Consider the following 17,059-nt stretch of genomic DNA (forward strand, 5'->3'; position numbering starts at 1 on the left):
GTACATCCAAAAGTTCCGCTTCCTTACGGTCGCGGCTCGGTTTTCTTAGCATGATGCTCTTTTGTACTCTTGAGTAGTGAGTCACAATACAGGCTCAAGGGGAAATTTCGTGAGGATTCCTCTGGACGACGTGGATCGGATTACCAACCCCACAGTTCTTTTTTCCCCTGAATAATAAAAAAACTAATATTTTACAGACAGTTGGTCTAAACTAAAAATTATGAACCAACGATATCAAAAAAAATCAGCTTAAGAGGGGTGAGCCATGACAAAAGAAACGATGCCTAATTCATTATTCCAGTTACTCTTAAAAAATGAGAAAGAAGCCAGTGACCGTGTTTATTTGAGACAGCCTCGTGATGGTGTTTGGCATACTTTTACCTGGGCTGAAGTGATGCTTCAAGCGCGTAAGGTAGCCCGTTTTCTACAACAGGCAGGACTTAAAAAAGGCAGTCATGTTTCAATCATTTCAAAAAACTGCGCGGAATGGTTTATTACTGATTTTGGAATACATTTGGCTGGAATGGTTAATATTCCTCTTTTCGCCAACCAAAACGAAGACAGCGCTCATTATGTATTGGAGCATGGCGATGTAAAATTGGTCTTTGTGGGTAAGCTTGATGATCATCAGCGTGTGCGTCAATTTATTCCAGAGCAATATGTTACAGCCAGTTTAGGTTACCACAATGATTTAAAAGTAGATCACCAGTGGTCCGATGTTTTGGCATGTGAGCCATTAATGGATTTAACAGAGCCCGGTGCTGATGATTTATATACCATTATTTATTCCTCAGGAACATCTGGATCTCCTAAAGGGGCTATGTATACCAATCAGTCCATAGCTAATTATCTGACTCTTTTCCCCAAAGATTTGTTGCGAGTCCGGGTTCTTCCTCATTACAAACTGATTTCTTATCTTCCCTTGGCTCACGTTTATGAACGCTCTGCAGTGCAATTGGGAAGTGTAACCATGCATTGTGATGTGTCTTTTGTTGAAAGTCTCGATAAGTTTGCGGACAATTTAAAGGAAATTAAGCCGACATTTTTTACAGCCGTACCGCGAATCTGGGGCGTCTTCCAGCAAAAAATCGAACAAAAACTGCCTCCTGCAAAAATGAATTTTTTACTTAAAATACCTTTGATTTCTTCCTTAATTAAAAAGAAAATTATCCATGGCCTTGGATTAGAAGAGTGTGCTAACAGCTTTTCCGGCGCCTCTCATCTGCCTATTTCTATCATCGACTTTTTTGAAAAAATAGGGATTAAAATTCAGGAAGGATATGGGCAATCAGAAAACATGGCTTATGCGACTTTGTCTTTGCTGGATGAAATCAAGCGGGGCTATGTGGGGACTCCACGTCTGGATGTGGAAATTAAATTAGGTGATGAGTCTGAGTTATTGATTAAATCGCCTTGTTTGATGGCTGGGTATTACAAAGATAAAAAGACTACCAAAGCAGCCTTTACTGAGGACGGTTGGTTGAAAACAGGTGATGTGGTTGAACTGGATGCTCAGAACCGAGTGAAAATATTAGGGCGATTGTCTGAAAACTTTAAAAACCAGACTGGTGAATTCATTGCTCCATCGCCAATAGAAAAGCGTTTCACAACGAATGGAATGATTGAACAACTCTGTCTGGTAGGAAACACCTTGCCGACTAACGTGTTAGTGGTGGTTTTGAACGAAGCGACACTGAAGAATAAAAAGCGTGATGAAATCGAACAGTCTTTGCGAGAAACATTACATGAAGTAAATGCGAAACTGGTGAAATTCGAAAAAATCAGTCATATCGTTGTGGCCAAAGAACCCTGGACACCTGAAAACAATCGCTTGACTCCGACTCTGAAAGTTAAGAGAAAGGTCATAGAAAAGGATTTTGATGGGGTGATTCAAAATGCTCTAGGCCAACATCAGCAGATTGTTTGGGAGTCTTGAGGTTATCAGGAGTACCTTCTATCCAATGTAGCCTGTATTAGCGAAGCGTAATACAGGATCGCATTGGCAATTTCCCGTATTACGCTCCGCTAATACGGGCTACACAAACTGTCTCTTGATCACCTCTTAGCCTTATGCCTTAGACCAATGCTAAATCATGCTCTGTGCCGCAACAAAAATTCCGCTTCCTGACGGTCTCGGCTCGGTTTCCGGTGCACGATGAAGTCAAGACGAACGCACGAAAACTGAGCCGCGACCGTCAGGAAGCGGAACAGTTATACTGGCAGGGACTGTTTTTCTGCCCTGAAGCCCTGGTTCCCTCGGACAAGCCGAGGGATGTCGGAGTCAAGCCCTGATTGTGTTTTCAGAGGGTTGGTGCTTCAAGTGAGTTTTCCGGCTTGCGAGCAACCGGGCTACAGTCATGATGCCAATTGCGTCAACAATGAGCTGATTTCAAATATTTTTTCTTCAGGAATGGCCTTATCCAGGGTAAAGCGTAATCTTTGAGGTCCTTCCATCTGATAACGTTTTGCATGAACCTGAATTAGGTTAATCAACACGGCAGGATTAATGGAGGGTTTTTCAGTAAAATCCAGTTTACCCTGTTGTCCACTCGCACTGATTTTGTGAATTCCTAATTGTGCTGCTTTGAGTTTTAATTCAGTGATCAGTAATAAATGTTTCACCGGTTGCGGCAAGAGCCCAAACCTGTCGATAAGCTCTATTTGCAGCTCGTGTAATTGCTGAGTGGTTTTCGCATTGGAAATCCTTTTGTACATAATCAGGCGATTGTGAATATCTCCTATGTACTCTTCAGGAATAATCGCACTGATGCGCAAATCAATTTCAGGCCCTTGATGCATGGGGGCTGATAATTCCGGTATTTTTCCTGCTTTCAGATCGTGCACCGCCTTATCCAGCATTTCCATAAACAAATTAAAGCCTATGGCATGCATATTACCGCTTTGGTCTTCGCCTAATAATTCACCCGCACCACGAATTTCCAGATCATGAGTTGCCAGAGTAAAGCCTGCACCTAAATCTTCCAATGATACAATGGCCTCAAGGCGCTTCACTGCATCACTGGTCAATGACTTTTCATTCGGGGTTAATAAATAAGCATAGGCCTGATGATGCGAACGTCCGACTCTTCCTCTGAGCTGATGCAGCTGTGCAAGGCCGAATTTATCCGCGCGATCGATAATAATTGTATTAGCAGTTGGAATATCAATCCCCGTTTCAATAATAGTAGTGCATACCAGTACATTAAAGCGGTGATGATAGAAATCAGACATAATGCGTTCCAGCTCGCGTTCACGCATCTGCCCATGCGCACTGCGCACCTTGGCTTCGGGCACCAGTTTTTGCAAATCCTGACAGACGTGCTCAATGGTTTCCACATTATTATGCAGGAAAAATACCTGACCGCCCCTTAAAATTTCCCTTAAGAGTGCTTCACGTATGACTATGTCTTTTTTCTCCTGCCAAAAGGTTTTTATCGCCAGTCGTTTCGCAGGAGGGGTTGCGATAAGGGATATATCACGAATTCCCGCCATAGCCATGTTCAAGGTTCTTGGAATAGGAGTTGCTGTCATGGATAAAATATCAACATGGGTACGCAAGGATTTCATGTGTTCTTTTTGTTTCACACCAAAGCGATGCTCTTCATCGATAATCAGCAAGCCCAGATTTTTAAACTGAGTATTACTTTGAAATAATTTGTGTGTCCCAATGACTATATCTACTTTACCAGAAGCCAGGCCATTCAATACTGCCTCAGCCTCTTTGTTGCTGCGAAAGCGTGAAAGTAATTCGATATTAATCGGAAAGTCTGCAAAGCGATCTCTGAATGATTCAAAATGCTGGCCGGCAAGCAGGGTGGTGGGAACCAAAACACAGACTTGCTTGCCATTTTGTACGGCCAGAAATGCCGCTCGCATGGCTACTTCGGTTTTACCAAAACCCACATCACCACAGATTAATCTGTCCATAGGACGGGTGGATTCCATGTCTTTGACAATTTGTTCTATAGCCTGGAGCTGATCAGCGGTTTCAGTGAAAGGAAAACCGCTGGCGAATTTAATGTATTCGCTTTGATTAAATTCATATTGATGTCCAGGTTGTGCTTCTCTTTTAGCATAAAGATCGAGCAGTTCAATGGCTACGTCATGAATCTTTTCGGCAGCTTTTTTCTTTTCCCTTTGCCAAAGATCTGAACCAAGTTTATGCAGTGGTGCATGTTCGCTGTCTACTCCCGTGTAGCGGCTTATCAAATGCAATGAGGTAACAGGCACATAGATTTTATCTTCACCTGCATAGGCTAAAACCAGAAATTCGCTGGAACTGTCATTGGTAGTGATGTATTGCAGCCCCTGATATCGTCCTACACCAAATTGCAGATGAACAACCGGTGCGCCTATTCTTAACTCAGCCATGTCACGGATAATTAAATCAGGATCAACTGCTTTTTGAGAACTCCTGCGTTGCGGTGTGCTTTGTTCTCCAAAGAGTTGCGATTCAACAACCAGGGCAATGTTATTTGCAACTAATTCACAGCCGTAAATCAGTGGGCCTGTAGTGATGTTAATCAGGGAATTGTCATTAATAAAATCACACCATGAGGCTTGCACTTTGGGAGTTATGCCGCTCACTTTCAGCAAATCGAGTACGACTTCGCGTCGGCCAGCACTTTCGACCACAATCAGGTAACGGCGATTGGGAATGGTACAGTACTCTCGTAAATGCAGAAGTGGTTCCTGACTTTTTCTGTCTATAGGTAGTTGAGGCGCTTTGGCAATATCAAAATTAAGGGCGGATTTCTTTTCAGAGGGTTTATGAAACAAACGTAACTGTTGGTAAGTATTGGCTTTAGTCAACAGTTCAAGAGGATTAATAAAACAATCAGTCGGGGGTAATATAGGACGGCTGATGTCATAACGTCTTTGTTCATAGCGTTCGTTTAATTCTTTCCAGAATTGCTCAGCATTTTCCTGGATGTCTTCAATCAGGCATACTTTGGCATTTTCCGGCAAATAATCAAAAAAGGTTACTGTTTTATCAAAAAACAGAGGCAGATAATATTCTATTCCCGCCGGGAATTGTCCATTGGATACGGCTTCATAAATAGGGCATTGGCTGGGGTTGCCTGGAAAAAGTTCCCGGAATGCTCTGCGGAACAGGACCTGGCTTTGTTCATTAAGCGGGAATTCCCGTGCTGGCAGCAGGTTAATTTCCTTTATCTTTTCTATAGTGCGCTGTGTTTCCGTATCAAACTCTCTCAGGCTTTCAATTTCATCATCGAAGAGTTCAATACGAAAAGGGCGTTTGCTTCCCATTGGGTATACATCAATGATGGAACCACGCAAGGCGAATTCACCGTGCTCAAGCACTTTGTTAACGCAATGGTATCCGGCTTGTTGTAATTGGTTACGAAACGAATCCAGATCCAGCTTTTGCCCCTCTTTAAGCATTAAGGCAAATTGGTTAAGGAACTCAGGTGGACAGAGTTTATGCATCAACGTGCTGGCGGACGTGATGACTATTGCATTAGATACCTGTTTCATCCGGCTTAAGGTATAGAGCCGTTCGGAAATAATATCCTGATGAGGTGAGAACTGATCATAGGGCAGAGTTTCCCAGTCCGGGAAAAATAAAAGCTCTTGATGTGGGGCTTTGGGATCAAGGAAAAACTGCAACTCATCCTGCAATTGACTGGCACTGAGGTTGTCGCGTGCGATGAGCAGTTTTATGCCGGGGGTAGTCTGACAATACTCAGCCAGAGCAAGAGCCAGACTGCTGCCATAAAGTTGTCCCCAAATTGCTTTGCCCTGTGTGGGTTGGCAGAGTAGAGTGTGTGTGGCCATGAGATTTAACATCAATGCTGAGAAGGGATGTTATTATACCCCTATATTAAAGTTTGTGAACCTGTTTGAGAAACTCTTGGTGAGCATTCCCAACCGTAGCCCGATCCACGTCGTCCTGAGCGCGTCTTTTGGCGCGAAGGATCTCCAAATACTGGCACCATGCCGCTTTCAGGAGATCCTTCGCGCCAAAAGACGCGCTCAGGACGACGTGGATCGGGCGTAGTTCGGGAGGGACTTATTTACGCCGGATAGGCGTCTATATCACAGTTAATTTCTTTATGTTCGTCTGGATTCAATACTAATTGCGAAAGCTGCAGCACTATCATACTCAATGGTATCAGACACACCAAATCAACCGGGAATTGTAAGTAACCTATTCCGCCGAATGAACCGAGGTAGGAAACAACAAGCAATGAAACCATGTAAAATATGAACCAGTACAATGGGTAATTATGAATCAGGAACCCCTTCCTATGGTACGCCAGGCAAACAGCCAGACCAATAAGCAAAGCTACATCCAGTTTCCATAAAATGGAAAAGCCACACCAATACAGCATTAAATTACAAAAATAGAATGCGATGTGAGCACACAACAAGCTCCATGACAATCTGAAAGGACGGTGTGTTGTTGGTTGCAGTTTACGCATGGCTAAAAGGCAAATAGGGCCAATGCTGTAGGAAAGAATACTGGCTGATGATAAGAAGGCAACCAGCTTTTGCCAGCCGGGGAAGGGCAAGAAGGACAATATGCCGACCAGAAAATTGGCGTAGAGCGTAACATAGGGAATTTTATGGCGGTTTACTTTCAAAAATAATTTGGGCAAATGATTATTTAAGGCCATGCCGTAGACTATGCGCGAGGTTGCCGCTGTATAAACCAGCGTCGTTCCAAAAGGAGAAAAGGCTGCATCTATCATCAACATGGTGGCGATTATCCCAAGACCCAGCAATACAGTCAAACCAACCAGCGGGCCATTATCACCTGGATAACTTAAAGCGCTCCAGCCATGAGTCAGGTATTTTTGTGGAATCGCTGCAATAAAACTTAACTGCAGCATAAAATACAAAATAAAACCGATTAACACCGCACCCAAAATAGCAATAGGAATGCTGCGCTGCGGATTTTTTACCTCACCTGCTAAAACCAGACCATTTTGAAATCCGGTAAAAGCAAAAATAACGCCTCCGGAGGAAAGGGCTGAGAAAATATTCACCCAACTTTGTTTGTCACTGAGATTGATATTAATGTTGGAGAACGTGGGGGAGCTATTAAGCAGGGCAACGATGGCGATGGTGGGGAGGGCGAATTTGATGATGCTTGCGTATTTATTACATTCAGCCAGCATTTTAATCCCATATGAATTAATGATGACTACAAACAACATGATGGTGATTGCCACCACATATCCGGAACCTGACAGCTTAAGGGTGGTCGGATCATCCATAATCAGGCTTGGGAAAAAATGACTTGAATATTGCAGTATGGCCTGAATTTCAATAGGCGTCATGACCACATAAGACAGCCATGAGGTCCAGGCGAATAAAAAGCCGACTTCCTGGCCATGAGTATAAGTAGGGTAGTTGGACATGCCGCCAGAAACCGGGAACATTGAGCCCAGCTCACATAAGGGCAGGGCAATAAAGAGCATGAAGACTGCAGCAATGACCCAACTGATCAGGGCATTACTTCCTGCCATTTGCGCACTGATATAGGGGCTAAAGAGCCAGCCAGAACCTATCATACCGCCAGCTGAGGCAATTAAAATATTGGTTGTTGAAATATCACGTTTTAGCACTGGTAGTTCTCCCTGTTACAATATAAGTATGATGAGGTCTAAAGAACCTCACCCGCCTTTCGGGCAACCTTGCCAAGGACAGCTACTGTACTCAAATCGAAGCAGGAAAACCGAGCCGCGACCGTAAGGGAGCGGAAATTTTAGTCATATAAGCGCAAAAAGAGCCTTGCATCAATGCAACTGTTCCGCTCCCTTACGGTCGCGGCTCGGTTTTCTTGCTCCTTCGGGCATAACAGTGGCCTTGAAAGCAAGGGACAACTTACAGGTCAACAGCTCCTGAACATCTTTTATTCTGATTCAATTAACTCGACTTTTTTTAATTCCTGTTCGTCCAGTTCTATTTCCACAGATTCGATTTTCTGGAATCGGGATGTGATTTTTTTAGCAGAGGTATTTACTTCATTAACATCCTGATGTGCCAGATCAATATGTTTGGATAATTTATCCATACGCTTTTCAAAGCGTTGGAAATCATCCGCCAATGCGTGTAAATGCTTTTGAATAATATGTACCTGTTTACGGGTGGCATCGTCTTTTAATACGGCCTTAGCGGTGGTGAGCACTGCCATCAAGGTACTGGGTGATACTAACCAGACTTTCATTCTTTGCGACAAGGCAATCAAATCAGGGTAATTGGCATGAATTTCAGCAAAAATGGATTCAGCCGGAATAAACATCATTGCACCATCACTTGTTTCATGGGGGACAATATACTTTTCAGCAATGTCTTTGATGTGCTTTTGTATGTCCTGGCGAAATTGCTGTTGCAGGGATTTCTTTTCGACTGAACTGGCATCGGTATTAATTAACCTCTGATAGGTTTCCAGCGGAAATTTGGCATCAATGACCACATTTCCTGTCGGGTCTGGCAAAAATAAAATACAGTCAGCTCTTTTTTGATTGCTCAATGTGTATTGCATTTGATAATGGGTGGATGGGATCATGTTGCTGATTAAGGTGGATAATTGCACTTCACCAAAAGCACCGCGTGCTTTTTTGTCAACCAAAACATCTTGTAAACTCACCACATGATTGGATAATTCGGTAATTTTCTTTTGTGCTTCATCAATAATCGTAAGGCGTTTGACCACATCGATAAACGTTGACGAAGTTTTTTCAAAGCCCTCAGTCAACTTATGATTTACCTGTTGGGTCAGGCTATGCAGGTGATTTCGAATTTCTTCCGTAAGCAATTGCAAATGGGAGGTAAGAGAACTGGCATGTTGCTGGAAACTATGACTCATTTGCTCCCGCACATCCGTCATTTGTTTTTGCATGGTTTCACTGATGAGCTGGTGGGTGGTTAATTGCCCCTGAGCTATCTTTTCGTTAATCGCGTGCTGGCTGTTTTGATAGGATTGGTTTAAATCCATGTGGACCTGATGCAACTGAGTAGTCAGTACTGCCTGAATCTTTTCATGCAGTATTTCACTTAAGATTTTTTGTTGATCCTGCTTTCTTAAAAACCAGATGAATAACAAGAGTTGGAGGGCTATAGCTAAAGCTACGCCCTCAAGAAGGGTGATGGACGAAAAAAAAATCATGCATTATTCCACTAATTGGGTCAGTTTCGTTGCCTGATTGTATTGGTATACAGTTTTTAATTGCCCATAATCAATCAGACGTAAATAACCTAGATAAAGACTATCGTCTGATAATTGATTGGAATTGTCAAAGGTAAATTGTATCACTTGCTTTCCTGGCTCAAGCCATTGCGCCCGTTGTGATGTTTCAATGGGCACTGCTTCACCTTTGCCATCGCGGCGATACAACACACTTTGCAGCGCATATCGGCTGGCAGTTGCTACATCCAGAGTGGCCACAAAGGTTAAAGGTTTGGATGATATTTTTTTAACATTAATCATGCTTGCGGATGGAACTGAATAGGAAAAAGCAGCATGACCTGCGCGTCTTATTATTTCATTTCCTGATTCAGAGAGCACATCTGCTTCTATATACCAGTTTTCACCATGATCATTTAATTCTGAAGTCAGAACAGCGCTTACCTCAAATTTATTGCGTTGTATTTTATTGATTTCCAGAGCAACGCTTTGACCAGAGGGACCAATGAGTCGTGCGTCCACTTCATCAATATCATGGTTTATATAATCACTGAGGGTAATGGTGGCAGTTAATTTATCACCAAATTGATAATGCACTGAATCTGTTTCAACCTGTAAATACGTTGCAGAATATTTGTCATATACATTAATTATGTACGCATTGGCATCTTTGATACTGCTGTCGGTGCCTTTGATAATAAATTTGCCAGCCCCTAATTCAGGCTTGATTTGCAGCATGGTCTGATGTTTTGCGGCAACCAGCGGGTTACCAAATTCTTCATCCAGACTATACAATGAAGACGCATCTTTCAGGCTCATTAATTGATTGGCAGGTGTTGTAATCATCAATTTCGGTGCTGTTTTATTTTGCAGCGGAGTGATACGAATCACAGCTCCTGGCGCACGAGTGGATATAACAACTCCTGCACGTAATTGCTCCAGAGAAATGCGCTCTTTGTAACCATAGCTTTTCTGGGCATTGCTGATTTCCTGATTCAGCGGCTCATTGGTGATTTCCCATTTATCCTGCAACACTTCATGGGATAACTGGTTACACACATCACACTCATAAGATTTGGTGGGTTGTCTTGGCAAAGTGAAGGCATGAACCTGCGACAAGCAAAATGCGGACAGTAATGCAACTTGAGTCATTTTCATTGTACAGCTCCTTGTGCAGTTAAGGCACTTATCAATAGTTTATCCAGACCGAAACAGGAGTGTCGGCTTTGATTATGGCTTAAAGGTGCATTTCTCTCGGTTTTATCAATGTCATAAAACCACAGATCACCCGCTGATGCCTGGGAGGTACAATTTAAAAATCCATCAGCGCATTTATCGAGATAAAGTTTGGCAATTTTCAGCCCGCTGTTTTGGAAGTAACCGTTGCAATAACTGTCTGACGAAAAGGGTGATGCGTATACATCAGTACCTACGATGACTTTAAAGGGAATGGACAGTGAAGGGCGGCCTTTACCACCTAATAGCACTTCTTCATTAAATATGAGCATGTCACCCACCCGTTGTTGTTTGACGGCATCAGAGATATAACCCAACAGCCAGGCTAAACTGGTTTCAAACATACCACCATTTAATACTTCATCGGCCAATGGTGTTCCTGCACTGGAAGGGGCAATGGCAATAACCTGAGTGATTTTACGTTTCAATGCCATAAAGCGGCCATCATAGGTTGGATTGGAAAGAATCCAACGGATAATGTTAGCACCATCAGAGTGGGTATATACAGTGAGGGAGCTTATGTTTTTGTCGGAAATAAATTCCAGTAACTGATCTGCAACACAGAGTGCTGCATCCTTGTGCCACATGTACTGGTTGAAGTCACAATGGGCGACAAAGTGATTTTCAGGCTTACTTAAGCCTTGAGAAACATTTTGAATAAAATCAACTTTCCAATAGCCACCGTATGCGTCTTCACGGTGATCCCGGGTACCATGGACAAAAGCAATTCCCGGATTAGAGCCTGGGTCTGGAAGAGCGTGGATTAGGGTTGAGAAAACAAAGGAAAAGAGTACCGCTAAAATGCGTTGAAGATCCATTTCTGTCATGCCTCATTTAAATCAGAGACGTATCTATAACATGATTTTCAGATGAGATTCAAGTTCCTGTTCAGGTGTATCGTGATCAAATCCGACCCGCGACCGTGAGAGAATGTAGTAATAATCACCTACGTCCTGCGGCTTGTCCGCAGGATCCAGAAAATTCAGTGTCGTATTAGCGGGGCGTAATACGGGAAAGTGCCGCTTCGATCCTGTATTACGCTTCGCTAATACAGGCTACAAAGGACATCGGCAAAGAGCAATAAAAATGATAAACTCCTCATTTTAATTTTAGGAACGTTTTTGATGAATAATGATGCGATAAAAGGACAAATCGAAGCACTTAAAGATCAAATTAACAGATACGACCATCATTATTATGTCCTTGATGAACCCCTGGTTCCTGATGTGGAATATGATCGTTGTTTCAGAGAGTTGCAGCGTTTAGAAGCAGAATACCCTGAATTTCTCAGTTCTGATTCACCCACCCAGAGGGTGGGGGGCACTTCATCAGATGCATTCATGCCCGTTGCCCATAAACAACCGATGTTGTCTTTATCCAACGTCTTTACTGATGAAGAACTACAAGCCTTTATCAAAAGGGCAACGGATAAGCTGGATGAACCTAATCAACAGTTGATATTTACCTGTGAACCTAAACTGGATGGCCTGGCAGTTAATATCACTTATGAAGATGGCGTTTTAACTCATGCTGCGACACGAGGTGATGGCACGATAGGGGAAAATATTACTGCGAATATTAAAACCATCAGTTCAGTCCCTCTGAAATTAAGAACCGACAAGCCACCTAAATTTATTGAAATTCGCGGTGAAGTGTACATCCCTAAAGCGGGTTTTGAAGCGTATAACCAAAAAGCGCGGGAACTGGGTGAAAAGACTTTCGTCAACCCACGCAATGCGGCAGCTGGAAGTTTAAGACAGTTAAATCCGGCCATTACCGCCAATCGCCCACTGGCCATTTATTGTTACTCTATAGGAGCTTGCGAAGGGTATAAATTGCCTGATAGCCATATGGCACAATTGAATTTATTGAAGGAATTTGGTTTCAGGGTGTCTTCTGAAACCAAACAGGAAAAGGGCATGGAGGGTTGCCTTGATTATTACCATACTATGTTGGCCAAGCGTGACACGCTTCCTTTCGAAATTGATGGGGTGGTTTATAAAATTGACAGTATTCCCTTGCAGCAGCAGTTAGGATTTATTTCTCGTGCTCCACGTTTTGCCTGTGCCCATAAATTTCCCGCATCGGAGGAAATGACTCAATTAGTGTCTGTTGATTTTCAGGTGGGCAGAACAGGGGCTTTAACTCCTGTTGCCCGTTTGAATCCAGTCAGTGTCGGCGGGGTTACTGTAAGTAATGCAACTCTGCATAATATGGATGAAATTGCGCGTAAGGACATACGTATTGGCGATACGGTTATTATTCGGCGTGCCGGTGATGTGATTCCAGAAGTGGTTTCTGTTGTTTTGGCTAATCGCCCAGCGGTGACTGCTGCTATTGAACTTCCTTTACATTGTCCTGTTTGCGGCTCTGATGTGGTCAGGGAAGAGGGCGAGGCTGTAGCGCGTTGTACGGGAGGATTATTTTGCAAGGCGCAATTAAAAAGAATGATGTGGCATTTTGCTTCTCGAAAAGCGATGTACATTGAGGGTTTGGGCAGTGTGCTTATTGAGCAATTAGTGGATGAAGGTATAGTGCGCCACTTGCCAGATCTGTATGAACTGAATTTGGAAACTTTGTCTGCTCTGCCGAGAATGGGTAAAAAATCAGCCGAAAACCTGTTGGCTGCCTTGAATGATAGTAAGAAGACTACTTTGAATCGTTTTCTCTATGCCTTGGGTATCAGGGAAATAGGGGAGTCAAGTGCACGCGTATTGGCGGAGCATTATCCTGATATTGATGCGATTAAACTGGCAACAGCAGAAGAGCTGATGAGTTTAAATGATATAGGGCCAGTAGGCGCTTCTTCAGTAGTGCATTTTTTCGCACAGCCGCATAATCTTGAGGTGATTAATCGCCTGTTGGAGTCAGGTATTGAATGGCCGAAATCCGAGAAAAAGCAGATTAATCAGGAAAATCCTTTCTTTGGTAAAACGGTGGTATTAACCGGTACCTTAACTACTATGGGGCGTGAAGAGGCAAAAGCTGCTTTATTGGCTCTAGGGGCAAAAGTGAGTGGCAGTGTTTCAGCCAAAACAGATTATCTGATAGCTGGAAGTGAGGCGGGATCCAAGTTAACCAAGGCTACGGAGTTGGGGGTGAGTGTTTTGGAAGAAGAGGAGTTTATCAGGATGATGAAAGGAATAAGCGATTGATTTACCCCTCTCAAATCTACGTCTCCAAATATTGGCACCATGCCGCTTTCAGGAGAACCTTCGCGCAAAAAGACGCGCTCAGGACGACGTGGAACGGGGAATGGCAAGAGCCGTAGCCCGTATTAGCGGAGCGTAATACGGGAAATTGCCACTTCGATCCTGTATTACGCTTCGCTAATACAGGCTACAAACCTGAGCAGATCACGTATACGAAATGATGCTCGCAAAATGGCTAAAAAAAAGGATATACTGCTTGAATAATAAAAATAATTTGCACGGGAAAAATAAGTGCGGCGACTTACCTTAACAGGAGTGTTGTTCCTATTGATGCTGGGAAACCTGTATGCCGGTTCCTGGATATTAAATAATCCTTATCCTGAAAGCGAAAGTAATGAAAATATCTATTATTCTTCTTTTAGCCAGCAACCGAAAACCCTGGATCCGGCACGTTCTTATTCATCTAATGAATACCTTTTTATAGCCCAGATCTATGAGCCCCTGCTTGAATACGATTATTTTATCCGCCCCTATCAGCTTGTTCCGCTGATTACTACAGAATTACCACGATTAAGATATCTCGATACCAAAGGAAACGAATTACCTGTGGATGCTGCGAATCCAGCATACAGTGTGTATACCCTGAATATAAAAAAAGGAATTTTATTCCAGCCGCATCCGGCTTTTGCCAAAAACAAGAAAGGAGAATACCGTTATCATCAGCTGGATGAAGATTATCTGGATGATAACGACATCAGCCAATTGTCTGATTTTAAATATACGGGCACGCGAGAAGTACTTGTTGATGATTTCATTTATCAGATAAAGCGTATGGCGAATCCGGCGGTAAGTTCTCCTGTTTATGGTTTAATGAGTGATTATATTCTTGGGTTTAAAGAGTTCGGCGATACCTTGCCCAAATTTGCCCTGGGAAACAGCCAGTTTGTTGATTTACGTAATTTTCCTTTACAGGGTGTGAAAAAACTCGATGATTATACTTTTGAAATCACTTTGAAAGGGCAATATTCGCAGTTTCTGTTCTGGCTTGCCATGCCCTTTTTTTCGCCCATTCCCTGGGAAGCAGACGTCTTTTATTCCCAAAAGGGTATGGATGATAAAAATTTATCTTTTGGTTGGTACCCTGTCGGTACCGGTCCCTTTATGCTCACTGAAAATAATCCTAATAAAAGCATGCTTCTTGAGAAAAATCCTAATTATCGCGAAGTCTTTTTTCCTGCTGATGCATCTAAAACGGATAAACAAGAGGGCTATGTCCATAATGTGGGTGAGCGTTTACCTTTGATGGATAAAGCAGTTTATACTCTGGAAAAAGAGTCCATTCCGCGTTGGAACAAGTTTTTGCAAGGCTATTATGATGCATCCGGTATCAGTGCTGACAGTTTTGATCAGGCCATACACATCAATAAGCAGGGAGAGGCAATTCTCAGCCAAGAGATGAAAGATAAAAAAATGTATTTAACCCAAACGCTGGAACCGTCAATTTTTTATATGGGTTTTAATATGATGGATCATGTTGTCGGAGGCTACAGCGAGAAGGCGCGTAAATTAAGGCAGGCTATTTCAATAGCAGTAAATTTCGATGAAAGCATTGCCATATTTTTCAATGGTCGCGGGTTGGCAGCGCAAGGGCCCATACCCCCGGGAATTTATGGTTTTAAAGAAGGGGAGGCAGGCATTAATCCTTACGTTTATGTATGGAAAAATAATGCCAGAAAGCGCCGTCCTTTATCTGATGCCCGGCAATTGATGATTGAAGCAGGATACCCCAACGGTATTGATCCCAAAACAGGCAAAGCGCTGATTCTTCATTATGATGTGACAACAACGGGCAGCCCGGATGATAAGTCGCGCCTGGACTGGATGCGTAAACAGTTTGCCAGTATTGGTATTGAATTAAACGTACGTGCCACGCTTTATAACCGTTTTCAGGAAAAAATGCGGACAGGAAACGCCCAAATATACAGCTGGGGCTGGAATGCAGATTATCCTGATCCTGAAAATTTCCTTTTCCAGCTGTACAGTAAAAATGGAAAGGTAAAATTTGGTGGTGAGAATGCATCAAATTATGAAAATAAGACCTTCGATCGTTTATTTGAAGCGATGAAAAATCGCGGCAATGACGAACAAAGAGGAAAATTAATCGAGAAAATGCTGGAAATAGTGCGCCGTGATGCCCCATGGGTATGGGGAATGCACCCTGAAGATTTTGTTTTGTCTCAGGATTGGGTATCAAATATAAAACCGAATACCATTTCACTGAGCACGTTGAAGTACGTGTCCATCAATGTACCTGAACGCAACAAATTGCGCATTGAATGGAACCAACCCATTTTCTGGCCTTTGGGAGTTTTAATTTTGCTGGTGTTGGCATTAACTCTTCCTTTGGTTATTGCTTACCGCAAAAAGGAAAAGCAACCTGCACCGAGGATGAAAATATAATGCTTAAGTATTTAGTGCGCCGGCTCATTTACGCTATTCCAATTCTTATAGGGATCAATCTTTTAACCTTTGTTTTGTTTTTTATGATCAATACCCCCGATGATATTGCGCGCATGCATTTGGGCAATAAGCATGTAAGCCAAAAGGTGGTTGATGAATGGAAGATAGTACATGGTTATGATTTGCCCTTGTTTTATAATGATAAAGAAACCGGTTTGAATACCATAAAAGAAACTTTATTTTTTCAAAAATCACTGATGCTGTTCACCTTTGAATTTGGTGTTTCCGATGCAGGGCGCGACATCAGTAATGACATCAGTTACAGAATGTGGCCAAGCCTTGCTATTGCTTTGCCTGTATTGTTTTTGGGCTTATTAATCAATGTGATCTTTGCCATGAGCATGGCCTTTTTCCGTAGTACTTATCTTGATTTAACCGGAGTAGTTGTTTGTATTATCCTTATGTCTATTTCGAGTTTGTTTTACATTATTGGTGGCCAGTATTTGTTTGGTAAATTACTGCGCCTCTTCCCCATCTCTGGCTATGATGGCGGTTTTGAAGCGTTGAAATTTATAATTTTACCAGTACTGGTTGCGGTACTTGGCAATCTTGGGGCGGGGGCGAGATGGTATCGTACTTTATTTCTGGAAGAGATTCATAAAGATTATGTGAAAACAGCACGAGCCAAAGGTTTATCGGAGCAACAGGTTTTGTTTCGTCACGTATTGAAAAATGCCATGTTGCCTATTTTGACCGGGATAGTGGTGATTATCCCTTCGTTGTTTATGGGGAGCCTTGTCCTGGAATCCTTTTTTGGTGTGCCGGGTTTGGGCAGTTACATTATTGACGCCATCCAGCAGCAGGATTTTGCTATAGTGAGGGCTATGGTATTTTTGGGTTCTATTTTATATATAGTAGGGCTGATTTTAACTGACTTTTCTTATATGTTAGTAGATCCGAGGGTAAGGCTATCATGATTTTATCACAGGATACTATGAGGTTCATCGCCAATTCCACCGTCCCGCGGCTTGACCGCGGGATCCAGAGAACTTAC

The 17,059-nt window shown here is 42.8% G+C and carries 9 protein-coding genes; 4 read left to right on the forward strand and 5 right to left on the reverse strand.

The genetic code is table 11. The annotated features are described in order from the left end of the window. The first annotated feature begins 265 nt into the window (after window positions 1-265). Complete coding sequence (locus B094_RS0102320) at window positions 266-1,936, forward strand: AMP-binding protein (RefSeq protein WP_018576181.1); 1,671 nt, start codon at window positions 266-268, stop codon at window positions 1,934-1,936. 419 nt (window positions 1,937-2,355) lie between these two features. On the opposite strand, the gene mfd is transcribed toward B094_RS0102320, so the two are convergent. The 5 genes from mfd to B094_RS0102350 all read right to left on the reverse strand — a co-directional run bounded on the left by mfd (window position 2,356) and on the right by B094_RS0102350 (window position 11,211). Further along, window positions 2,356-5,799, reverse strand: a complete 3,444-nt coding sequence (gene mfd, locus B094_RS0102325; protein WP_026253847.1) for a transcription-repair coupling factor — start codon at window positions 5,797-5,799, stop codon at window positions 2,356-2,358. Between the two features lie 239 nt (window positions 5,800-6,038). After that, window positions 6,039-7,595, reverse strand: a complete 1,557-nt coding sequence (locus B094_RS0102335; protein ID WP_018576184.1) for an APC family permease — start codon at window positions 7,593-7,595, stop codon at window positions 6,039-6,041. A gap of 287 nt (window positions 7,596-7,882) precedes the next feature. Continuing rightward, entirely contained in the window at window positions 7,883-9,139 is a 1,257-nt protein-coding gene (locus tag B094_RS0102340; RefSeq protein ID WP_018576185.1) for a DNA recombination protein RmuC, read from the reverse strand. 3 nt (window positions 9,140-9,142) lie between these two features. Then, window positions 9,143-10,315: a DUF4785 domain-containing protein gene (locus B094_RS0102345; RefSeq protein ID WP_018576186.1), complete on the reverse strand. Its 1,173-nt coding sequence runs from the start codon at window positions 10,313-10,315 to the stop codon at window positions 9,143-9,145. Continuing rightward, window positions 10,312-11,211, reverse strand: a complete 900-nt coding sequence (locus B094_RS0102350) for a hypothetical protein (RefSeq protein WP_026253848.1) — start codon at window positions 11,209-11,211, stop codon at window positions 10,312-10,314. Before B094_RS0102350 ends, B094_RS0102345 begins: the two co-directional genes overlap by 4 nt. A 306-nt stretch (window positions 11,212-11,517) precedes the next feature. Between B094_RS0102350 and ligA the strand changes: the two genes are divergently transcribed. The 3 genes from ligA to B094_RS0102365 all read left to right on the forward strand — a co-directional run bounded on the left by ligA (window position 11,518) and on the right by B094_RS0102365 (window position 16,982). Next, window positions 11,518-13,548, forward strand: a complete 2,031-nt coding sequence (ligA, locus tag B094_RS0102355) for an NAD-dependent DNA ligase LigA (protein WP_018576188.1) — start codon at window positions 11,518-11,520, stop codon at window positions 13,546-13,548. Between the two features lie 327 nt (window positions 13,549-13,875). Beyond that, window positions 13,876-16,005 carry an ABC transporter substrate-binding protein gene (locus B094_RS0102360; RefSeq protein ID WP_018576189.1) on the forward strand — a complete coding sequence of 710 codons (2,130 nt, stop codon included), beginning with the start codon at window positions 13,876-13,878 and terminating at the stop codon, window positions 16,003-16,005. Next, window positions 16,005-16,982, forward strand: coding sequence for an ABC transporter permease (locus tag B094_RS0102365; protein WP_018576190.1), 978 nt, complete (start codon window positions 16,005-16,007; stop codon window positions 16,980-16,982). The genes B094_RS0102360 and B094_RS0102365 overlap by 1 nt, the downstream gene beginning before the upstream one ends. Window positions 16,983-17,059 lie beyond the last annotated feature (77 nt).

Origin of the sequence: Legionella shakespearei DSM 23087, from assembly GCF_000373765.1 — a bacterium.
Classification (GTDB): Bacteria; Pseudomonadota; Gammaproteobacteria; order Legionellales; family Legionellaceae; genus Legionella; species Legionella shakespearei.

Bases quoted from the DNA above. Each gene is read 5' to 3' on its own strand.
- B094_RS0102345 (WP_018576186.1), bottom strand. From the start codon at position 10,315: ATGAAAATGACTCAAGTTGCATTACTGTCCGCATTTTGCTTGTCGCAG.
- B094_RS0102340 (WP_018576185.1), bottom strand. From the start codon at position 9,139: ATGATTTTTTTTTCGTCCATCACCCTTCTTGAGGGCGTAGCTTTAGCT.
- ligA (WP_018576188.1), top strand. From the start codon at position 11,518: ATGAATAATGATGCGATAAAAGGACAAATCGAAGCACTTAAAGATCAA.
- B094_RS0102320 (WP_018576181.1), top strand. From the start codon at position 266: ATGACAAAAGAAACGATGCCTAATTCATTATTCCAGTTACTCTTAAAA.
- B094_RS0102360 (WP_018576189.1), top strand. From the start codon at position 13,876: ATGCTGGGAAACCTGTATGCCGGTTCCTGGATATTAAATAATCCTTAT.
- B094_RS0102365 (WP_018576190.1), top strand. From the start codon at position 16,005: ATGCTTAAGTATTTAGTGCGCCGGCTCATTTACGCTATTCCAATTCTT.
- B094_RS0102350 (WP_026253848.1), bottom strand. From the start codon at position 11,211: ATGGATCTTCAACGCATTTTAGCGGTACTCTTTTCCTTTGTTTTCTCA.
- mfd (WP_026253847.1), bottom strand. From the start codon at position 5,799: ATGGCCACACACACTCTACTCTGCCAACCCACACAGGGCAAAGCAATT.